General features: G+C 52.3%; 19 protein-coding genes. 14 read left to right on the top strand and 5 right to left on the bottom strand.

All coding sequences use genetic code 11. From position 1 onward, the window contains the following. Positions 1-150 precede the first annotated feature (150 nt). The 4 genes from ACTNDI_RS00970 (at position 151) to recN (ending at position 4,191) form a co-directional block, all read left to right on the top strand. Positions 151-981, top strand: a complete 831-nt coding sequence (locus ACTNDI_RS00970) for a TlyA family RNA methyltransferase (RefSeq protein ID WP_441098930.1) — start codon at positions 151-153, stop codon at positions 979-981. A gap of 5 nt (positions 982-986) precedes the next feature. Beyond that, entirely contained in the window at positions 987-1,856 is an 870-nt protein-coding gene (locus tag ACTNDI_RS00965; protein WP_441098884.1) for an NAD(+)/NADH kinase, read from the top strand. A 141-nt stretch (positions 1,857-1,997) separates the two neighbouring features. Continuing rightward, positions 1,998-2,453, top strand: coding sequence for an arginine repressor (argR, locus tag ACTNDI_RS00960; protein ID WP_441098883.1), 456 nt, complete (start codon positions 1,998-2,000; stop codon positions 2,451-2,453). A gap of 58 nt (positions 2,454-2,511) precedes the next feature. Continuing rightward, positions 2,512-4,191 (top strand): DNA repair protein RecN, encoded by a 1,680-nt coding sequence (recN, locus tag ACTNDI_RS00955; protein ID WP_441098882.1) that lies wholly within the window; start codon positions 2,512-2,514, stop codon positions 4,189-4,191. Positions 4,192-4,280: 89 nt separating this feature from the next. Here recN and ACTNDI_RS00950 read toward each other — a convergent pair whose 3' ends face one another. The 3 genes from ACTNDI_RS00950 to ACTNDI_RS00940 all read right to left on the bottom strand — a co-directional run bounded on the left by ACTNDI_RS00950 (position 4,281) and on the right by ACTNDI_RS00940 (position 7,028). Then, complete coding sequence (locus tag ACTNDI_RS00950; RefSeq protein WP_441098881.1) at positions 4,281-5,918, bottom strand: ABC1 kinase family protein; 1,638 nt, start codon at positions 5,916-5,918, stop codon at positions 4,281-4,283. A 251-nt stretch (positions 5,919-6,169) separates the two neighbouring features. Continuing rightward, the gene (locus tag ACTNDI_RS00945) at positions 6,170-6,541 is read right to left on the bottom strand and encodes a phasin family protein (protein WP_441098880.1); all 372 of its coding nucleotides are present in this window, start codon (positions 6,539-6,541) and stop codon (positions 6,170-6,172) included. A gap of 121 nt (positions 6,542-6,662) precedes the next feature. Beyond that, entirely contained in the window at positions 6,663-7,028 is a 366-nt protein-coding gene (locus ACTNDI_RS00940) for a diacylglycerol kinase family protein (protein WP_441098879.1), read from the bottom strand. Between the two features lie 336 nt (positions 7,029-7,364). On the opposite strand from ACTNDI_RS00940, the gene hcp reads away from it, so the two are divergent. Beyond that, positions 7,365-9,227 carry a hydroxylamine reductase gene (gene hcp / locus ACTNDI_RS00935; protein ID WP_441098878.1) on the top strand — a complete coding sequence of 621 codons (1,863 nt, stop codon included), beginning with the start codon at positions 7,365-7,367 and terminating at the stop codon, positions 9,225-9,227. 175 nt (positions 9,228-9,402) lie between these two features. Here the strand turns inward: hcp and ACTNDI_RS00930 are convergent, their stop codons facing one another. Then, the gene (locus tag ACTNDI_RS00930; RefSeq protein WP_441098877.1) at positions 9,403-10,455 is read right to left on the bottom strand and encodes an SPFH domain-containing protein; all 1,053 of its coding nucleotides are present in this window, start codon (positions 10,453-10,455) and stop codon (positions 9,403-9,405) included. 356 nt (positions 10,456-10,811) lie between these two features. Between ACTNDI_RS00930 and ACTNDI_RS00925 the strand changes: the two genes are divergently transcribed. The 8 genes from ACTNDI_RS00925 (at position 10,812) to ACTNDI_RS00890 (ending at position 19,036) form a co-directional block, all read left to right on the top strand. Then, a complete protein-coding gene (locus tag ACTNDI_RS00925; protein ID WP_441098876.1) occupies positions 10,812-11,585 on the top strand; it encodes a hypothetical protein in 774 nt (257 codons plus the stop codon). Continuing rightward, complete coding sequence (gene cls, locus ACTNDI_RS00920; RefSeq protein ID WP_441098875.1) at positions 11,582-13,144, top strand: cardiolipin synthase; 1,563 nt, start codon at positions 11,582-11,584, stop codon at positions 13,142-13,144. The genes ACTNDI_RS00925 and cls overlap by 4 nt, the downstream gene beginning before the upstream one ends. Before the next feature lie 450 nt (positions 13,145-13,594). Continuing rightward, positions 13,595-14,356, top strand: a complete 762-nt coding sequence (sufC, locus tag ACTNDI_RS00915) for a Fe-S cluster assembly ATPase SufC (RefSeq protein ID WP_441098874.1) — start codon at positions 13,595-13,597, stop codon at positions 14,354-14,356. Between the two features lie 9 nt (positions 14,357-14,365). Further along, the gene (gene sufB / locus ACTNDI_RS00910) at positions 14,366-15,778 is read left to right on the top strand and encodes a Fe-S cluster assembly protein SufB (RefSeq protein ID WP_441098873.1); all 1,413 of its coding nucleotides are present in this window, start codon (positions 14,366-14,368) and stop codon (positions 15,776-15,778) included. Positions 15,779-15,788: 10 nt separating this feature from the next. After that, positions 15,789-16,865, top strand: a complete 1,077-nt coding sequence (locus tag ACTNDI_RS00905; RefSeq protein WP_441098872.1) for a SufB/SufD family protein — start codon at positions 15,789-15,791, stop codon at positions 16,863-16,865. Beyond that, positions 16,852-18,087, top strand: coding sequence for an aminotransferase class V-fold PLP-dependent enzyme (locus ACTNDI_RS00900; protein WP_441098871.1), 1,236 nt, complete (start codon positions 16,852-16,854; stop codon positions 18,085-18,087). The genes ACTNDI_RS00905 and ACTNDI_RS00900 overlap by 14 nt, the downstream gene beginning before the upstream one ends. Next, positions 18,077-18,568 (top strand): Fe-S cluster assembly sulfur transfer protein SufU, encoded by a 492-nt coding sequence (gene sufU / locus ACTNDI_RS00895; protein WP_441098870.1) that lies wholly within the window; start codon positions 18,077-18,079, stop codon positions 18,566-18,568. The genes ACTNDI_RS00900 and sufU overlap by 11 nt, the downstream gene beginning before the upstream one ends. A 12-nt stretch (positions 18,569-18,580) precedes the next feature. Further along, on the top strand, positions 18,581-19,036 hold the full coding sequence (locus tag ACTNDI_RS00890) for a DUF1934 domain-containing protein (protein WP_441098869.1): 456 nt from the start codon (positions 18,581-18,583) through the stop codon (positions 19,034-19,036). Positions 19,037-19,323: 287 nt separating this feature from the next. Here the strand turns inward: ACTNDI_RS00890 and ACTNDI_RS00885 are convergent, their stop codons facing one another. Next, complete coding sequence (locus tag ACTNDI_RS00885; RefSeq protein WP_441098868.1) at positions 19,324-19,794, bottom strand: hypothetical protein; 471 nt, start codon at positions 19,792-19,794, stop codon at positions 19,324-19,326. Between the two features lie 401 nt (positions 19,795-20,195). Between ACTNDI_RS00885 and ACTNDI_RS00880 the strand changes: the two genes are divergently transcribed. After that, positions 20,196-21,950 (top strand): hypothetical protein, encoded by a 1,755-nt coding sequence (locus ACTNDI_RS00880; RefSeq protein WP_441098867.1) that lies wholly within the window; start codon positions 20,196-20,198, stop codon positions 21,948-21,950. The last annotated feature ends 160 nt before the right edge of the window (positions 21,951-22,110 follow it).

Below are 22,110 nucleotides of genomic sequence, written 5' to 3'. Positions count from 1 at the left end.
TGGTTACTGTTCGCAAGGTGAGGCTTATGCGGCCCAATAGCTGCACAGCGCGCAGGTTGTATGAGTCTGGTTATTGTTCGTAAGGTATGGCCTTTGTGGTCCTGCTGCCATCGGGCAGCGGAGAAACCGGAGACGAGGGGAGGAAGAAGCGTGGCGAAGAAACGCCTGGATATACTGGTGACAGAGAGGGGACTTGCTCCCTCGCGGGAAAAGGCAAAGGTGCTGATCATGGCCGGTGAGATCTTTGTGGACGGGCAGAGGGAGGACAAGGCCGGAATGACGTTTGCGGAGACAGCGGAGATCACGCTGAAGGGACGGGATCTTTTTCCGTTCGTGAGCCGTGGCGGGCTGAAGCTGGACAAGGCGGTGAAGAGCTTTGGTCTGGATCTCTCGGGCAGAGTCTGCATGGATGTAGGCGCGTCCACCGGAGGTTTTACGGACTGTATGCTTCAGAACGGAGCGGTCAAGGTATATTCGGTGGACGTGGGACGGGGACAGCTGGACTGGAAGCTTCGTGAGGACCCGAGGGTTGTTGTCATGGAGAAGACAAACATCCGCTATGTGACGGCGGATGATATCCGGGAGCGGCCTTCGTTCGTTTCCGTGGATGTTTCCTTTATCTCGCTGACAAAGGTTCTTCCGGCTGTAAAGGCGCTGATGGAGCCGGAGGGAGAGCTTGCGTGCCTGATCAAGCCGCAGTTTGAGGCGGGACGTGAAAAGGTCGGGAAAAAGGGCGTCGTCCGCGATCCTGCGGTGCATGAGGATGTGATCCGGATGATTGTTTCCTTTGCCTCCGGTATTGCGCTCTGGCCGGAGAAGATTGATTATTCCCCGATCAAGGGCCCGGAGGGTAATATCGAGTATCTGGTATACCTGAGAAAATATTCCGATGGAAGCGGCAGCAGCCGGATTACGGAGGAAATGATTCGTGAGACCGTGGAAGCCGCGCACAGCGCCCTTGACAGGAAAGCGGAGAAATGATGCGCATGACAGCTATGAAGAATTTTTTTATCATCACGAACCTTGCCAAGGATCCGGATCGGAGTATCACGGATTCGATTGTGAGATATATAGAGAACCGTGGCGGGAAGGCTGCGGTTCACATTGACAGCGCAGCCCCGGAGGATGGGCGCCGCAGCACAGAGCCGGAGGATATACCGGAGGATACCGACGGTATCATCGTGCTCGGGGGTGACGGAACTCTGATCCGGGCTGCGGACGACGTGGTGGACAGACAGATTCCGCTTCTCGGGGTGAATCTGGGAACGCTGGGATACCTGACGGAAATAGATCGGAATTCTATCTTCCCGGCGTTGGATGCTCTGCTTGAGGGCAGATACCAGGTCGAATCCCGCATGATGCTGCGAGGGAGAGTTTATCATGAGGGAAAACTGATCAGTGAAGAAAGTGCATTGAATGACATCGTGATCGGACGGGAGAATTCCATGCATGTGATTTCAATTACAAACTATGTGAATGACGCATTTCTGAATTCCTATCGCGCAGACGGCATGATCATTTCCACTCCGACCGGATCGACCGGGTACAGCCTGTCTGTGGGCGGTCCGCTGATTTCGCCGGAGGCCCATCTGTTTCTGATGACTCCGATTGCCGCTCATACCCTGAACACCAGAAGCATTATCCTTCCGGAAGAAAACAGAATCACGGTAAGGCTCGGCCCCGGAAGGGACAATACCATCGAGCATGCGATGGCTTACTTCGACGGCGACCGGAAAGCGCCGATGGTAACCGGAGACAGTGTCGTAATTGTCCGCGCCGACAGGGATGTGAAGATCACGAAGATACATAACGACAGCTTTCTCGGAACACTGAGACGAAAAATGAGTAACATCTGAGGATGAAAAACTGCGGGAACGGTATAAAGCGTGCGGATGCGCGCTGGAGCGGGCAGCTTCGGCGCGGAGAGGAGAAGAACGGAAGCTGTACGAACGGGCGGCGCGCTGGCACCGTAAACGTTTTACGGATGGAGGATTCAGGTGAAGCTTGAGAGACAGACGGAGATATTAAGACTGATCCATGAATATGAGATTGATACACAGGAGGAACTCGCCAGAAGGCTGCAGGAGAACGGCTTCGATGTGACGCAGGCAACCGTCTCGAGAGATATCCGGGATATGAAGCTCACGAAGGCTGTCGGAGAAAATGGCCATCTGCGGTATACGCTTCTTCAGAATCAGGCGAAGGATACCGCCGGGCGATACGTGCGTATGCTTCGGGATGCGGTCACGGCGATCGACGTGGCGGGAAACCTGCTGGTGGTTCACACGGGCTCCGGAATGGCTATGGCAGCAGCGGCCGTCATAGACGAGATGAGCTGGGAGGAAATCGTCGGATGTATCGCGGGAGACAATACCATTTTCTGTGCCACGAGGAGCGTTGACGAAGCCATGTGTGTGAAAGACAAGTTTCAGAAATTACTGGAAAAATTCTGAGTCCCGAAGGAAAATATCGTTTTTCGTGACCTCAGCAGTAAACAGGAGGAAGAGGAGAATGCTAGCAGAGCTTCATGTCAGGAATCTGGCGCTGATCGATGAGGCGGAGGTTGCCTTCGGCCCGGGTCTGAATATTCTTACCGGTGAGACGGGAGCCGGAAAATCTATCCTGATCGGTTCCATTAATCTGGCCCTCGGCCACAAGATGCAGAAGGAAATGCTGCGCAAGGGGGCGGGAGCCTGTCTTGTGGAGCTTGTTTTTCAGATTGAGAATCCGACGATTCTGCAGCGCCTTCAGGATATGGATGTGGATACCGAAGAGGGGCAGCTGATCATTACACGGAAAATCACGGACGGCAGAAGTATCTGCCGCCTGAACGGAGAAGTAACAACCGCTGCGAGGATCCGGAAGATTTCCAGCCTTCTTCTGGACATTCACGGGCAGCATGAGCATCAGAAGCTTCTGTACCCGGACAACCAGCTGGAAATTCTGGATGAGTATGGGCAGGATATTCTTGCCCTGCCTCTCGAACGGGTGGAGGACTCGTATCAGGCGTGGCGCGCGGTATGCGAGGAGCTGAAGGAGTATGAGATTGATGAGAAAGAGAGAGAACGTGAGCTTTCTTTTCTGAAGTATGAGATCAGCGAGATTGAGGATGCCGCTCTGGTTCCCGGCGAGGAAGAGGAGCTTGAGAAAAAATACCGGCTGATGTCGAACAGCAAGAAGATCGCGGAGTCATTGGGCGAGGTACACCGTCTGACCGGGTACGAGGATGGCGCCGGAGACATGACCGGACGTGCGGTACGGGAGCTGTCGCAGGTGGCCGGATATGACGAGGCGCTCTCGGGATTTGCCGCGAGCATCGGGGACATTGATAATCTGCTGAATGATTTTAACCGGGAGATCTCGGATTATCTGTCGGAGTTTACCTTTTCCGAGGAGGAGTTCTTCGAAACGGAGAAAAGGCTGGATCTGATTAACGGTCTGAAGGCGAAGTACGGAAAAACGACGGCGGACGTTCTGGAATATCAGAAACAGCAGAAAAAAAAGCTGGAGAAAATGGAAAACTTCGACCGGCAGAAGCAGGAACTTTTACAAAAGAAGGAAGAACTCGAGAAGACCCTGGAGCGGGACTGCCGGGTGCTGTCGGAGGAAAGAAAGAGGGCAGCCGCGGACCTCTCCGCAGGAATCCGGGATGGACTCAAGGAGCTGAATTTCCTCTCGGTAGAATTTGAGATTCGTTTTGCCAGAACCGCAAATTACAGCAGAAAAGGGTATGACGCGATTGAATTCCTGATCTCGACCAATCCGGGTGAGCCGGTTAAGCCGCTGGCATCTGTCGTTTCCGGAGGTGAGCTTTCGAGAATTATGCTTGCCATCAAGACGCTTCTGGCGGACAAGGATGATACAGAGACGCTGATCTTCGATGAGATTGACACCGGAATCAGCGGAAGGACGGCACAAAAGGTGTCGGAGAAGATGGCGAGGATCGGAAGAAATCATCAGGTGATCTGCATCACGCACCTGGCGCAGATTGCGGCGATGGCGGACCATCATTTCGAGATCGCCAAAAGTGTGGAGAATGCGTCCACGATCTCCAGGATCCGTGAACTCAACAGCGAGGAGTCTGTGGAGGAGCTGGCACGTATCCTGGGAGGAGCAGAGATCACCCGCGCGGTGCGGGATAACGCAAGAGAGATGAAGCTTCTCGCAGAGGAGAAAAAGAAGGCACTCTGATCATGGTGCGCTGAATTATCCGGTGTTCCTTTGGCTTTGCCGCGAAGTCTGTAAGATCTTATGTCCTGGCATCTTTACATTATTCAATGTTATTTTGGCTTTGTCGCGAAGTGCCGGATCACGAGAAAGAGTACGATGACGCCCGCAGCGGAATATCCGAGAAAACCGAGAAGAGGCATTCCAAGTATCTTCGGGTGCATATCCGTGAGACAGAGAATGCTGGATGAGATCAGTAGTGCGACCACCCACATGCCGATGACGATGTTCTGGACGAGCTTCCGCATCAGCCACGCAAGATTTTTCGAGGTTTTCAGCTCCAGATTGACACGGCTCTGTCCGTTCAGGTATTCCTTCATGATGCGGCTCATCAGGGAGGGAAGCTTCGCGGAGTCTCTGGCGGCGTAGAAAAGGTCCTGCCCGCTGTGACTGAGAGCTTCTTTCCAGTCAAAGCTTTTCAGATAGGAGGCCTGGATTCGCTGAGAGGCGATTTCCGCCATATTGATGTCCGGACTGATCTCTGCCAGGTCACCTTCCATATGGGTCAGTCCTCTTGCCAGCATGGTGAGACCGTGCGGCATCGTAATTCTGTTTTTCTTCATGGCGTCCATGACATCCATGAAGAAATCTGCAATGTCTATTCCGGCGATGTCCGTGTCGCCGTAGCGCTGAAGGATATCACGCAGATCCTGGTACAGCTGTTCTCTGTCGGGCTTTCCCTTTCGGAAATCCGCCAGCGACAGTACCGCGTTCTCCACGCGTGACACGTCATGATCGGCAATTCCTTTCACTGCCTCTGTGAGCAGACCGCGTTCTCGCTCATTGAGGCGTCCCATCATTCCCATGTCGATCCAGATGATCTTTCCATCCCTGATTCGCAGATTCCCCGGGTGCGGGTCCGCATGGAAGAACCCGTCGTTAATGACCTGCTTGATGTAGTTGTCGACCAGCTTCGCTCCGATTTCGTGAAGATCATAGCCGTTTTTCTGAAGGGCTTCTGTATCCGTGATGGAAAATCCGTCAATGTATTCCATGACGAGAACATGTGAGGTTGTGTACCTGCGGTATAGCGTCGGTACGTCGACGAATGCGACGTCACTGTTGCATCGGGCAAACTCTTCCATGTTGTCTGCCTCTTTCAGGAAGTTCATTTCCTCCTGTGCAACCGACCAAAGTTCATCGAGAACCTGACTGAGATCCACGACATTTTTAAGCCCGCCGATGGAAGGCAGTAATCTTACTGCCCGGTGGAGAAGCCGGATATCCCGGGACATGGTGTCGTATATGCCCTTCCGCTGCACCTTGATGATAACGTTCTCACCGGTTTTCAGACGCGCGCGGTGTACCTGGGCGATGGACGCGGAGCCAAGAGAGACAGGGTCGATGCTCTCGAAGATCTCGGACCATCTGTCACCGTAGGAGGTCTCGATAACGGAGATGACGTCGGAGAAGGGCATGGGCGTCACTTCAGAATTGAGCTTCATCAGCTCTGTGCAGTATTCCTTGGGCAGAATATCGGAGTGAAGGGACATAATCTGTCCGAGCTTGATATAGGTAGGGCCAAGTTCCTCGATGACAATCCGAAGCTTCTCCGGGGTGACGCCGCGGAAGACCTTGTTTTCGAGGAGAATCTGTGTGATCTCCTTCAGACGGGAGGAGCTGTCAGGCTTTTTTTCAGGTTTTTCCGGAACGGTATTCTTGTTGTTCACGTTCTCTTCTGCATGATTCATGACAAATTCTCACCTTCTCTGTAAAGATCTGTGGTCCGCAGGGACACCACAGGTGTGTCAGCATGCCGTGACGGAGGAGGAAAGCAGGCAGTATTGTCCGCTTACGCGTCACTTCGTGCTCATACCTGTTGTCGTCGCTAATGTTCTTGCCCACTGGTGAGCAAGCTCCCCGTGGGCCAAGAACATTGCGACTGGACTTTTCAGTAAACCTCATACGATAAGGCGTGCCACATACTGTCCGGATGGCAGGCTCAGTCGTCCGGAGTTTCCTCTGCAGCGGTATCCTTCGCGGCAAGCTGCTCCTTCAGAGCGGCAAGCTGTTCGGGAGTCAGGCTGTTGAGCATTTCGGAGAAGTCGTCTCCCTTTGGAGCGGCTGACGGCTGACTGGAATCGGCTTTTGCCGCGGTCTTCTCCTTCGCCTTTGCCTTTGCGTCAGCGACGGCATCATCCACCTTGTGCTTGAGCTCCTGATTCAGAACCTTCCCCTGCTCAACGGTAAGCTCTCCCTTTTCGACGAGGCTGTCGATGGCCGCCTTTGATTTCTCCGCGCCGAGAGCTACAGCTCCCACACCCGCGAGAAAAATTTTACGGAAAGTATCGGTCAGTTTTAAGTCGTCACTCATAATGATTCCTCCTTTTGTGCATTTATCTGATTGAAGATTGCTGTATATTTTATTCCTGAATTTCATAAGGAGCAAAATACGATATAGGTTTGGGCTGCTTCCGACTTTCAGACCCGCAGGATCAAAATACCTTCGGGACAAAGATGAGAAGCCCGATGATTGCGGCAAAAATCGCCGATATCAGAACCGCTCCGGCTGCAGCATCCTTTGCAAGCTTTGCCAGCGGCTGTCTCTCCGGGGATACCAGATCGATACAGGCTTCGATGGCGGTATTGACAATTTCCAGGCTCAGCACCTGCGCGAAGAGAATCATGCAGATCATCCATTCAGTCATGCTGATGTGCAGGACGCAGCCGGCAATGATGACAAGCGTCATAAAACCCAGATGAATCTTGATGTTGCGCTCTCTGCGGATGCAGGCCCAGATGCCCTGGAAGGCATATCCGAAGCTTTTATATAAGGGATTCTTTCTCAATTTGACGCTCATCCTCTGCTTTAAAGGTTTTCCTTTCCCGGCTTCAGTTACAGAATTTTTATAACTGAATTGTACCACTGTCGGCGCAACAATACAACTTCCAACCGTTCCCGGCAGCTGCGGGTATAACCGTCCCCGGCAGCTGCGGATGGACGGTATCGGCGTGAATGATGACCGGTATTTTAAGAGACAGGGTATATGGGATCGGGCTTTGTGTGGACGGTATCAGCGTGAAGTGCAACCGGAAACAGGAAAGAAATTAAATTTTGTAAGATTTGTTACGGCAAAATTGTATTTTTCTGTTATACTGAACTCATTCTGATGTTGAAGTTAATCCCAGGAGGTATAATGATGGATACAAATAATGCGATGTTCTGTTATCAGTGCCAGGAGACGATGGGCGGAACGGGCTGTACAAGAGTAGGAATGTGTGGCAAGAAGCCGGATCTTGCCGCGATGCAGGATCTGCTGATCTATGTGACGAAGGGACTGTCTGCGATTGCCACACAGCTTCGCAGAGAAAAGACAGAGGTCACGGCGGACGTGAACCACATGGTGACGTCAAACCTTTTCGCAACGATCACGAATGCGGATTTCGACAAGGAGGACATCATCTCCAGAATTGAAGCGACGCTGAGGAAAGAAGATGAACTTCTGGCTAAGGTGAGCAAGAAGGATGCTCTGCCGGAGGCGTCTCTGTGGAGAGGGTCTCGCGAGGAGTTTGCGGCAAAGGCCGCTGGTGTCGGAGTTCTTGCCACAAAGGATGAGGATATCCGCAGCTTCCGCGAACTGATTACCTACGGAGTGAAGGGGCTTGCCGCTTATGTGAGTCACGCGAACGCACTTGGAAAGGAAGATACCGAGATCGATATGTTCATACAGAGGGCGCTGGCACAGACCATGGATGATACGCTCACTGGTGGAACCCTTCTCGCACTTGTGATGGAGACCGGACGATATGGCGTTCGCGGCATGGATCTGCTGGATCGCGCCAACACGGAGACATACGGCAATCCGGAGATTACAAAGGTGAATATCGGCGTTCGCAGTAACCCGGCGATTCTGATTTCCGGTCATGATCTGAAAGATCTGGAGATGCTTCTGGAGCAGACACAGGGAACCGGCGTGGACGTATACACACACGGCGAAATGCTTCCGGCGCATTACTACCCGGCGTTCAAGAAATATGAGAATTTTGCCGGCAACTACGGAAACGCATGGTGGAAGCAGAAGGAAGAGTTCGAGAGCTTCAATGGTCCGGTTCTTCTGACCACGAACTGCCTGGTTCCGCCGAAGGATTCTTACAAGGATCGTCTGTTCACAACCGGCAATGCCGGCTATCCGGGCTGTGTTCACATCGACTCGGATGAGAACGGACACAAGGATTTTTCCGCAATCATCGAGATGGCTAAGAAACTGCCTTCACCGACGGAGATCGAAACCGGAGAAATCGTAGGAGGCTTCGCGCATAATCAGGTATTTGCGCTTGCGGACAAGGTAGTGGACGCGGTAAAGAGCGGAGCGATCCAGAAGTTTATCGTGATGGCTGGCTGCGACGGCCGCGCGAAGACCAGAAGTTACTACACGGATTTCGCGAAGGCGCTGCCGAAGGATACGGTGATTCTGACAGCGGGCTGCGCGAAGTACAGATACAACAAGCTTGATCTCGGAGAGATCAACGGGATCCCGAGGGTACTGGATGCTGGACAGTGCAACGATTCGTACTCCCTGGTTCAGATTGCGCTCAAGCTGAAAGAGGTGTTCGGATACGACAATCTGAATCAGCTTCCGATTGTCTACAACATCGCATGGTATGAGCAGAAGGCGGTAATCGTACTGCTTGCTCTTCTTTACCTGGATGTAAAGCACATTCATCTGGGACCGACGCTCCCCGCGTTCCTTTCTCCGAATGTCGCAAACGTGCTGGTGAAGTATTTCGGCATTTCCGGAATCGGCACCGTTCAGCAGGATATTGACTCCATGCTTGGAGGCTCTGATCAGCTGATCCGTGCGGATATGATTGTCGGCGATATTGTGCAGGCATATCCTTCTCTGGTGCCGGTAATGCTCAGCTGCGGTCTTCACTGCATCGGCTGCGGTGTCTCTGAAATGGAGACACTTGAAGAGGCATGCATGACCCACGGACTGGATGTGTATGATATGCTGGATATTCTGAATGACGAGCTTGCGCACGAAAAGAATAACAAGTGATTTTCTGACGCAGATATGAGAGACCGCCACACCGGCTGTATTGCAGTTGGTGTGGCGGTCTTTTATTTACGCGAACAGTGAGCCGCAGCCGAATGCGAAGTATTCGTGTTCGGCGAGCGTCGCGATAGCGAGATAAAACTCGCGCAGCGTGTTTTATCTCGATGGGGACGGTGCTTTATATTTCAGTGTTGTCAGAGCGTTGATCTTCAGAGACAACAGAAGAATTGATCGCGGCGGAAGCGGCTGCCGCTTCCCGTCCGCCCCGGCCGGTTTCGTTCGTGATGCAGGGGTCCTTCGGAACAGCGGGCTTAGGCTTCGGGTTCCGGTTGATGGGTGTCGTATCACCGATTCCCAGTGCCTCCCCGGCTACGCCGAGGGAGGAAATGACATTCGCAATGTCAGAAGGCATGTAGATCTTGGTGGCTCTGCCGTCGGAGACGTCTTTGAGGGCTTCGATTCCCTTCAGCTTCAGGACACTCTCACTGATGCCTGCCCTGTTCAGATCACTGATACCTGCAGCCTCCGCCTCATAGACGAGCTTGATGGATTTGGCGCGTCCCTCGGCCAGAGCGATCTGAGCGTCACGTTCCGCTTCAGCGGCCAGAATCTTCGCCTTCTTGTCGCCCTCTGCCCGGCTTACAACGGCTTCCTGATGCGCCTGTGCCTCCAGAACCGTCTGACGGCGCTCGCGTTCTGCCCTCATCTGCTTCGTCATGACCTCTTCGATCTCCTTCGGGGGCTGGATATTCTTGATTTCCACGCGGGTGACCTTGATGCCCCAGGGATCGGTCGCCTCGTCGAGAATCGCCTGCATTCTTCCGTTGATTGTCTCGCGGGAGGTGAGCGTCTGATCCAGTTCCATGTCGCCAATGATGTTTCGCAGCGTCGTTGCGGAGAGGTTCTGCAGACCGGAGATCGGATTTTCAATTCCGTAGGTGTAGAGCTTCGGATCAAATACATAACAGAAGACAACCGAGTCGATCATCATGGTGACGTTGTCCTTGGTAATGACTGGCTGCGGCGGAAAGTCCAGTACCTGTTCCTTCAGGGATACTTTTTTGGCGATTTTTTCAACGATAGGCATTTTCAGATGAAGACCCGCATTCCAGATTGTCTTGAACTTTCCGAGGTGTTCAATGACGTATGCCTCTGCCTGCGGAACAATCCGAATGTTCGCCGCGATAAGCCAGATAACGAGAATCGCCAGAATAATCCAGATAACTGCCATATGAAATACTCCTTTCATGGATGACTGCAGGGCTGCTTATATGCAGCGCGGCAGCCGGGTTTATACAATATTGTGGTGCAGGTAAAGCCCGCGCAGGCGGCTGTCGAAGTCTCTGCCCGCGTTCTTACGAAATGGCGGCTTCAGCTGTATCATCAGTATATCATGACATATCCGCCAACGCATTAATTATTTTCGGAAAGTAAGAAAAATATCTAAAAATAGTGAGAATTGTATTCTGCGAACGTAAGGTGTACGACAGCAAATCCTCATCCCCCGCAACCGGATTGTTTTTAGGTGTCTGAAGTTATAAAATAGATAGTAACTCGTTACAAAAACTGAAGAAATGTGAGGACAATATGCGATTTGAGAAGAAAAATACGGAGGTGATTGATGACCCGGTCCGTCACGCGGAATCCGTGTATCAGAAGAAATTTCACGTTGTGCAAAAGGCAGTACCGTGGGAATCGGTTTCTGGTGTATGCGTGACCTCGCAGTTCAGTTCCCTGGGAAAAGGGTATCAGAGACACTGCGGCCCTGTGGCGATTACAAATCTGATTCTGACACTGGATAAATGGTCTCTATGTGGAAAAAATCGGGAAAATACTGAAAGAGTGAAGGGGAGATATACGGATTCCGGGCAGAACTGGCAGAATTGCGGGCAGTCTCTTCTGCCGGAGGATGTGTTCCTTCGGGTGAGCGGAATCGGTGAAAAAACGCTGATCTATCATAACATGGATCTTTTTCATCATTTCGGAGGAACCAGTGATGCTCTGACGGGGCTTTATATCCGGGTCTGCCTGAGAAAGTATCACCTGGTATGCTCTGTCCTGCCGTGTGTCCCATATCGGAAAGGCCTTTTCATGGAGTGGGCGAAGGAGGGGCGGATTCTGTATCTCCAGCTGCGGAATCATCCCTGCTACGGGGATCATCATGTGATCTGCTACGGGGCAGTAGAGGTGGAAAGCGAGGACCGGGAGGAGCACGAGCTCTACCTTGCGATCGCGGACGGATGGGCGCCGCATCTGCGGTACCTTGCCGTGTCCGGACTCGGAATCTGCTTCGTGCATCAGATTATTCCGGAGAAGATCAGACAAAAAATATCCGCGGGCAGAACAGGAGGGTCAATTTGAGTGAGAAGATGAGAGTCGAGCAGAAGAGCTGGACAAAGACAAGTATTGTGCGGGTGTTTTTCTTTGTGATCCTGATTGTGATGCAGTTCGCGTGGATTTTTACAATGATCACCAGTCTGGAGGCCAGGCTGCCCTGGCTTTCCACGACGATTACCTTCGGAGCCATGATTCTGACGCTCACAATTTTTGCGCGGCACATGAACGCGTCGTACCGGATGTTCTGGATGATGGTTGTCATGGCTTTCCCGATGGCGGGGATTGTCTTTTACGCGATCATGGGAAGAAAAAATTCCACCCGGCGCATGCGGCGTGAGTTTGAGGAAATCGATCATGAGCTGTTCCGAAAGCTGAAGCAGAGCCGAAAAACGCTGGAGGCACTGGAAAAAGAGGATCAGAGAGCTGCCGGAGCCTCCAATTATCTGTGGAAGACCTGTGGTTTTCCGGTGTACCAGAACACGCGGGTGAAGTTTTTCCCGGATGCGGCGGAAGCCTTTGAGTCACAGCTTCATGATCTGGAGAATGCGCAGCATCATATTTTCATGGAATATTTCGCGATTGAAGAGCAGGGCGCTTTTGAAAGAGTGTTTCGGATTCTGAAGAAAAAAGCTGCGGAGGGCGTGGAGATCCGTATGATCTACGATGATATCGGAAGCATTGCTTTTCTGAACCGGAAATTTAACCGGAAAATGGAAGAGGCGGGCATCCACTGCATTCGGTTCAACCCTGTGCTCCCGCTGCTCAATATCTTCATCAACAACAGGGATCACAGGAAAATCATGGTGATCGACGGGGAAATTGCCTATACCGGCGGCTACAATATGGCGAATGAATATTTCCATATAACAAAGCCGTATGGCTTCTGGAAGGATACCGGAATTCGTCTGGAAGGCGCTGCTGTGCGCAGTTTTTCTCTGATCTTTCTGGAAATGTGGGATCTGCTCAGTCACACCGACCCGGATTGTGATGTGAAGAAATATCTGCCGGAGATCCCCGGAGGAATCGGGAGCGACGGCTATGTGCAGCCCTATGCGGACAGCCCTCTCGACGATGAGCCGACCGGCGAAGAGGTCTATATGAATATGCTCAGGTCGGCCAAGAACTACGCGTATTTCGTGACACCGTATCTGATTATTACGGACGAAATGCGTCGGGAGATGGTGGGCGCCGCGAAGAGAGGGGTTGACGTGAGAATCATCACCCCGGGGATCCCGGACAAGAAACTGGTCTACCAGGAGACAAGGTCCTACTATTCGGGACTGGTCCGCGGAGGTGTTCGGATTTACGAGTATACGCCGGGCTTCTGTCACGCAAAGATGAGTATCGTCGATGACCGGTCGGCCACGGTCGGGACGATCAACCTGGACTACCGGAGCCTGTATCTTCATTTCGAGGATGGGGTTCTGTTCCACCGCACCAGCATTGTCGGGGAGATCAAGGCGGATTTTGAGAAAATGCTGCTGGAATCCGAAGAGGTGACGGATCGATACCGGAAGGGTGCGCAGACGATTTTGCAGCGGTCTGTGCGCGCGCTTCTCCGGTTCGTCGCGCCGCTTCTCTGAGACGGTAAACAGCGTCACATACTTTATAGGCTGCGGATTGCGTCTTATTCTGCATCAGAGTCTCTTGCGCGCGCTTCGGATGTGACGATTATATGCGAATGGAAAACGCAGTGGAGAGACGTCCTCAGTCTCTTCCGCGCTTGCGGCGGTCCAGTCTGCGTTTTGGAAGTGCTGATAAAGCAACTGGAATCCTTCCCGGTTTTGCAGAATGCCGCTTGCAATTGAAAATACAGTGTTATATAATGAAGCGACTGAAAAGTGTAGCATTTTACTAGGGTTTATTTTACAGGAACCGTGAAAAAGCGAGGAGATGGAGGATTCACACGGTATGCGATGCTATGTGCCGCGTGCCGCGCGAGTGCGTATCACAGAGAAATTCGCGGCCTGTACAGTTTGCGATCAAAGCAGATCGCAGGAATGTTTTACGGACAGTGATATCAGGAGGATGTTATGGCAGATATTTTATTACAGGTGAAGGACCTGTCAGTCAGTGTAGAGGACAAGGATATCCTGAAGGGATTAAACCTTGAGGTGAGAAAGGGAGAGACCCACGTTCTGATGGGACCGAACGGAGCGGGCAAATCCACACTCGGAAATGCGCTGATGGGCAATCCGAATTACATCGTCAAGAGCGGCGATATTATTTTTAACGGCAAGAGCATTCTGGATGAGCCGGTGAATCAGAGAGCAAAGGACGGCTTGTTCATGTCCTTTCAGAACCCTCTGGAGGTTCCCGGAATTTCTCTTTCGAACTTTATCCGCAACGCGTTGGAGAACCGGACAGGCGAGAGAATCCGTCTCTGGGATTTCCGCAAGAAGATTGCGGCGGCAATGGATGTTCTGCAGATGGACCACTCCTACGCGGAGCGTGATCTGAACGTTGGCTTCTCCGGCGGCGAGAAGAAAAAGGCAGAGATTCTTCAGCTGCTCATGCTGAATCCTTCTCTTGCGATCCTTGATGAAACCGATTCCGGTCTGGATGTCGACGCGGTGCGCACCGTATCCAAGGGAGTTGAGGAGTATCAGAAGAACAGAGACGGATCGCTGATCATCATCACACACAGCACTCGTATCCTGGAGTCGCTTCATGTGGATGCCACACATGTCCTCGTAGACGGCACGATCGTTGAGAACGGCGACGCGTCACTCGTAGATGAGATCAATGAGAACGGATTTGAGCGGTTCATTAAGGAAGAAAACGGAGAGGCATAAGGAGATCATATGGCAAAGGAAAAGACATACGTCGAGGATATAGACCGGAGTATGTACGACTTCCGAAATGAGGAAAAAGATGAGTTCCGAATTGAGGAAGGCCTGACTCCGGATATTATCCTTGAGATTTCAAAAGAAAAAAATGATCCGGAATGGATGAGGGATTTCCGTCTGAAATCTCTGGATATCTACAACAAAAAGCAGGTTCCTGACTGGGGACCGTCCATTGAAGGCCTGGATATGGATAACATTGTCACTTATGTGCGTCCGAACTCCAAGCGTATGGCAAAAGACTGGAATGATGTTCCGGATGAGATCAAGGACACATTTGAACGTCTCGGAATTCCGCAGGCGGAGAGAAAATCTCTTGCGGGCGTGGGCGCGCAGTATGATTCCGAGCTTGTATATCACAACGTAAAGGACGAGGTTGCGGCACAGGGTGTCATCTACACGGATATTGAAAGTGCGCTCCGCGGAGAATACGCGGATATGATCCGGAGCCATTTCATGAAGCTGGTACCTCCGACCGATCATAAATTCGCGGCTCTTCACGGCGCCGTGTGGTCGGGCGGATCCTTCGTGTACGTTCCGAAGGGGGTTCATGTGGACATTCCGCTGCAGTCCTACTTCCGTCTGAACGCCAAGGGCGCGGGACAGTTCGAGCACACACTGATCATCGTGGATGATGATGCGTACCTTCATTTCATCGAGGGCTGCTCGGCTCCGAAGTATAATGTGGCGAACCTCCACGCGGGCTGCGTCGAGCTTTACGTAGGAAAAAATTCGACACTTCGCTACTCCACGATCGAGAACTGGTCAAAGAACATGTACAACCTGAACACAAAGCGTGCGCGGGTTGAAGAGGGCGGAAAGGTAGAATGGATTTCCGGTTCCTTCGGCTCACACGTATCCTATCTGTATCCGATGAGCATTCTGGCCGGAAGAGGCGCACGGGCGGAATTCACAGGCGTGACCTTTGCGGGAAAGGGACAGAATCTTGACACCGGATGCAAGATGGTGCACAGCGCACCGGATACTTCCTCCTATGTCAGCACCAGATCCATCTCGAAGGACGGAGGTATCAGCACCTTCCGCAGCTCCGTTGTGGTCAACAGTCAGGCGAAGAACAGTAAGTCATCAGTGTCCTGCCAGTCTCTGATGCTTGATGCCGAGTCCAGATCAGATACGATTCCGGCAATGGATATCCGGACACAGCAGGCAGATATCGGACATGAGGCAAAGATCGGCCGTATCAGCGATGACGCGGTGTTCTATCTGATGAGCAGAGGACTGTCCGAGGAGGATGCCCGCGCGCTGATCGTCAGCGGATTCGCGGACAATGTAGGCAAAGAGCTTCCTCTTGAGTATGCGGTTGAGATGAATAATCTGATCCGTCTCGAGATGAAGGGCAGTATAGGTTAAGGAGGCAGATATGGGAGAAAACGGAAATATAAAAATCAACCGGCTGCCGGCTATTACCTGGTACTGGCTGAATATGAACGAGGCAAGTGTCGGAACAAAATTCTCCGGCGCGGCTGTGGCTGACGCGGAGGTTCCGGAGGGTATACAGACCCGTGAGTCAGAGAAAAATCTGTTTCCGGAGCAGCCGACCGGAGCGGGAAAGGCTTTTACAGAGGCAGTAGAAGCATCCGCGCAGGGCGTACAGGTGTATACCGCACCGGCAGGTACTAAGGCCGGGAAGGCCCTTCGCCTGAGGTATACATATCAGGATGGCGACAGACGGGTGAACGCGGTGAACCTTGTGGCCGAGAAGAACAGTGAGCTTACGGTTGTGATGGATTATACTGCCGCTCCGGACGCTTCCGGTGCCGCGGCGGTTCAGACAAAATTTTCTGTCGGCGAGAATGCAGTTCTCCGCCTGGTGCAGATCGTCCGGGTCGGTCAGAATTTCAGCTTTATCAATGATCTCGGAGGAAAAACAGGAGACAACGCAAGGGTTGAGGTTATTCACCTCGTGCTTTCCGGAAAAGAAGTCTATCAGGGCTACCAGATCGATCTGGCCGGTTACCATAGCAGCCTGAAGACAGATATCGCCTATCAGGTCGCTGGGAACGGTCATCTCGACATGAATTACTTCGCAAATCACATCGCCAGAAAGACCGAGTGCGAGATTAATGTCAACGGTGTTCTGCGCGACAAGGCATCGAAGATCCTGCGTGCCACGATCGATCTCAAGCGGGGCGCTGTAGGCGCGGTCGGAAATGAGAAAGAGGATGTTCTTCTGATGGATGAGGGCGTCAGAAACCAGACGATACCGCTGATCCTGTGTACAGAGGAGGACGTGGTTGGAAATCACGGAGCCACGATCGGAAGACTGGATGAGAGCCTCATGTTCTATCTCGAGTCGAGAGGACTGGACAGGGAAGAGATCTATGAAATGATGGCCAAGGCCAGAATTGACGCCACGGTGCGGATGATCCCGGATGAGAAGACAAAAGAGGACATCAATGAGTTTCTGGGAGGAGGCCTGGAGGATGACGAAGACTGAACGCAGGGAGGAGGATGAGCGGATCCGCAGGGATTTTCCGCTTCTGAATCCCGGTGAGGCATATCTTGATAATGCGGCGACAACCCAGAAACCACAGGCTGTTCTGGATGCGGTTACAGAGTATTATCGGAAATCAAACGCAAATCCGCTCAGAGGACTGTATGCACTGAGCGTAGAGGCAACCAGGGAATACGAGGATGCGCGGGAGGCGGTCCGCTCGTTCATCAACGCGAAGAGTACGGAAGAAATTATTTTTACCAGAAACGCGACGGAGAGTTTGAATTTGATCGGCTATGCGTGGACGGAGGATCATCTGAGCGCTGGAGACGAGATACTGATCACCGTTATGGAACATCACAGTGATATGCTTCCGTGGCAGCAGGCCGCCAGAAGAACCGGTGCGGTTCTGAGATATCTGGAACCTTTAGAGGACGGCACCATCACGGAGGAGATGTTCCGCAAGGCTCTGACGCCAAGGACCAAACTCGTGTGCATGACGCAGATTTCCAATGTGCTCGGCTGCAGAAACGATGTGAAGACATTTGCGTCTATCGCTCACGAGCAGGGAGCGGTGTTTGTATGTGACGGCGCCCAGAGCGTGCCCCACATTCCGGTGGACGTGCAGGACCTGGATGTCGATTTCCTGGCCTTCTCCGGTCACAAGATGCTTGCGCCGATGGGAATCGGCGTGCTGTACGGCAGGAAGGAGATTCTGGAGAAGATGCAGCCCTTCCTGTTCGGAGGAGAGATGATCGAGTACGTCACCCGCGAGGGCGCGACCTACGCGGAGCTGCCGCACAAGTTCGAGGCAGGAACCGTAAACGCCGGAGGCGCTGTCGGCCTTCACGCGGCGATCGATTACTACAACAGGATCGGGTTTGACCGCATCATGGAGCGAGAGGAATACCTGACCCGATACACCATGGAACGGATGAGAGAAAATCCGTATATTACAATTCTCGGGTCGGAGGATCCGAAGAACCATCACGGCATCATCACCTTCAAGGTCGAGGGAGTTCATCCTCATGACATTGCGGCAATTCTGGACAGTCTTCATGTGGATGTCCGGGCAGGCCACCACTGCGCGCAGCCGCTTCTGAAGTTCCTTGGCATCCCGTCCACCACGAGAGCCAGCTTCTGCTTCTACAATACGGAGGAAGAGGCAGACAGACTGATCGATGCTTTGAATTCGGTGAGGAAGGAAATGGGCTATGCAGAATAATACATTTTATAATGAGATTCTGACCGATCATAATCTTCACCCGGCGCACAAGCATGAGCTTGAGGACGCGGATTATGAGCTGGAGGGGGTGAACCCGAGCTGTGGGGATGATATCGTCCTGAAGCTGAAGATTAAAGACGGAAAAATTACAGACGGGGCGTATGTCGGAGATGGCTGTGCCATCTCACAGGCTTCCGCGGATATGATGCTGGATCTGATCATCGGAAAAACCATCGATGAGGCAAGACATCTCTCTGACATTTTCCTTCGAATGATCAAGGGAAAAATCACAGATGAGGAAAGAGACGAGCTCGAGGAGGCTGGCGTTCTTCAGGATATTTCACACATGCCTGCCCGTGTAAAGTGTGCCGTCCTCGGATGGCATACGATGGATGAGATCTTCGATGATCCGGAGAAGGCGAAGAAGAACTTTACGGCGATTAAGGGACCGTCTGATTCCTCCAACATCTGTCATATGTAACCGGTACAGAAAATGGATAAAAATGTCATTGTCTCATTAAAGGGTTTTCAATATGTCCGGTCAGACGATGAGAACAAACCGGTGGAGATTATGATGCCCGGAGTGTACTACCACAAGAACGGTCAGCATTATGTCGTGTTTGACGAGGTTGAGGAAGGGTTATCCGGAAAGACGCACAGTGTCCTGAAATTTACAGAGGACAGGCTTCTTGTCCGCAGAAGCGGGACGATAGAGGTGGAGATGCTCTTTGAGAAGGAGAAGAGAACATGTGCGTCCTATCATACACCTTTCGGGATGATGAATCTGCAGATCGCCGCAACATCGTTCCGGTTGGAGGAAAATGAAAACCGCATCGATTACCGGGTGGGCTACGCGCTTACCGTGGAAGACGATGTAACCGCTGACTGCGAGGTTGAGATTCGCATTGAGTCAAGAAACGGCGGGGAGTTTCATCTGACGGGCGATTAAGGAAAACGGGAAAAATACTTCGCGGCAGGATCGGGCTCTGAGTTTACACGGTTTGTATGATAAAAGTTTGGATATCATTATATGACAAAAGTTTGGATATCAACGAGATAAAACACGCTGCGCGAGTTTTATCTCGCTATCGCGACGCTCGCCGCACACGAATACTTCGCATTCGGCTGCGGCTCACTGTTCGCGTAAATAAAGGGAAAGAGGCCGGAATCTCAGGATTCCGACCTCTTTTCCTATTGGCCGCTGAATGCGGATCAAATTGAGGAGACACAAAAGGATTACTCCTCGCCGCGTCCCTTGCGGAGCAGCTGTTCCATTTTGCTTTCTTTCTTTTTCTTGCCGGCATTATCAAGCTTGCCGCGAATTGCGCGGACATCTGTTATGTACAGGCCGGAAATCGTAGCCTTGACCTCCTTCTTCAAGGGAATGACGTCAAATACGTTCTTGTCGCAGATGAAAGAAGAAACCATAGCCCCTCTTCCGGTATTGACTCTGGCTTTTACGACAGGAAATTTACGGCCGCGAAGCATTTTCGGGGTCTGCTGCAGGACAATATCCGGAAAACCGGCGTCCTTCAGTTTTACTTTCTTCTTGTCAATAACCAGCATTGTGACATTTTGCTTTTGCGCATCGATCTGCTCCTGCTGTTCCGCCTGCTTCTTCTCGGCGCGTTTGCCCAGAAAATACAGGATGGCAATCACAGCGGCGGCGATCGCAATCACGATGATCAGCACTACCCACCAGCTCATGTCCTCATACCTCCTACCTTTATGTTGAAAATATCTATCCTATTCTAGCATTCCTGCGGGCAAAAGGCAATCGGAACCATTCACGGTGCGTCCGAAATCTTTGTCGGATCTGTATGACATATCCGCCGGATTGATATTCGGAAAGAAGTGTGGAGACGGCGGATCTTGCGCGCTTTCAGCTGTGCGTGTAAACAGCCAGTTGTATTCCGGAAGGCAAGGCGAAGACAGCAGACAAAGAGCACTGTCATCAGCGCGTGAGGAGGTGTTCCGGGGCGCGGATATTGCGAAGAGAGCGTATTTGCGTTATGATTATTGACACGGTCGGCCAGTCCGGCAAGGTATGATCAGGTTGATTTACGAGATGTATTCGCAGGAAGAGAGATGCCTGCAGGGGGTATCCGTTGACTGATAACAAGAACAGGCGGAGAAATTCAAGCGGAGACAGCAGAAAAGCTGACGGAAAGCATTCCGGTATGCAGGAACTGAGAACAGGTGATGAGCAGAAACCGGAACAGGATGAGGAGCGGCTTGCAAGAGAGAGAGCACGAACGAGAAGAAGGCGGCAGGAGATGGCGCGCAGGCGCCGAAAACGCCGCAGAATCATCCGAATGGTTCGGATTTTTCTGTGTATCGTGGCAGCTGTACTGGGCTTTGCCGGCGTGATGGCTGTTGTCGGAAAATACAGGCGGGACAAGGCTAAGACAGAATCGGATGCTGCCGCGGCGAAAGCGACGGCCCAGACAATGGATACCTATCCGGGATCCGAGGTGCTGAATCTTACGTTTCCGGTTCTGACGCTGGATGAGGCTGCGGCTTCCGGGACATCGCAGTCCGGATCGGCGGATCAGGACGAAGCATCAGATCAGAACCGTGCAGCGGATCAGGATGACAGCTCGGATCCGGGCGGGACGTCAGAAGACAATGACACATCGGATCTGAACGGCACAGCAGATCAGGTGGACGGAACAGAGAATGTGGATTCTGCGGATAATAGCACCGCAGAGAGTTCGTTGTCCGGAACCGACGGAGGTTCTGTTCTGACGGTGACGGAGTTCCAGAAGATCCTTCAGGATTTATATCGCCGAAACTATGTCCTGGTAGATCCTGAAAGCATTGCCGACAGCGGAGACGGCACGATGAAGGAAGGAAAGGTATCGGTTCCCATCGGGAAAAAACCACTGACCATCACGGAAACAGGTGCCGGTTATACGCCAGGTTATGACGGACATGCAGACAGCCTGACGCAGAAGGAGGATGGAAGTCTGACAAATACCTATACCGATTCGGAAGGGAAGGTTCAGACGGGAGATGTCGATGTCATCACCTGCCTTGACGCTTTTATCAGGGAACATCCTGATTTTGCCAGTCAGGATGCCCGCGGTGTCATCGCTGTGACCGGGCAGAACGGGATGTTCGGATATGCTCTTGAGGTGAGCGGAAATCAGGCAGGAAAGCTGAGCGCGGACGCGGTCCGTGAGGTGCAGGAAAACGAAGCGCGTTATTCCGGATCCGATACGGGAGATACCGGAACAGGCAGCACGGGAAGTGCAGACGCTGGAACAGAAGGTACAGGAACAGAAAGTATGGAATCAGGCGCTTTCTCAGGAACGGACGGCTCCGGGACAAATCTGATTCAGCCGGGAAACGTCGGAGATGATTCGGAGGAATCATCGGGGACAGAAAGCGTCTCTGCGGACAGTACAGAGAATGCGGACGATCCGGGAAGTGCAGGAGATGTGACTTCTGAAATCACAGAAACGCAGGTAGAGCAGAATAAAGAAACGCTTACCTCTCTGATCAAAGCACTCAGGAATGAAGGATGGCGGATGGCAAGCGGTACATATGCGGACATCAGCTACGCCGGTGATTATGAACTGATAAAGGCGGATGCGGACAACTGGGAGGAGAAGATCGGAAGTCTTCTCGGGAATACGGATATTCTGGTTCTTCCTCATGGGGGAGATATCGGAAGCTGGAGCGGTTATTCAGACGGTGATTCGCGGTACGAATACCTGAAGAGCCTGGGTTTCCGGTATTTTATGACAGAAAATGATCAGGAGCTGACATGGATTCAGACGGGGGAGGATTATGTACGAATCGGGATGCATACGATTTATACTGCCGATGTCTACCAGACTGTTATGAGTCTGCAATAGGGGCAGTGCCCGTTGCATGAGCGGTTTTCCGGCAGCAGGACAAGAGTCTGCCGTGAATATGAAACAGATAAACGTGCCCTGGATGCAGGGAATCACAGGTCGGATACTTCGCCAGTGGAAGACAACATCGGCTACAGACAAAGGATAATACTCTGCGGGC

This window comes from Bilifractor sp. HCP3S3_D3 (assembly GCF_052063915.1).
In the GTDB taxonomy this organism is placed as follows: Bacteria; Bacillota; Clostridia; order Lachnospirales; family Lachnospiraceae; genus Bilifractor.
This window is presented reverse-complemented; position numbering and strand designations above follow the sequence as displayed.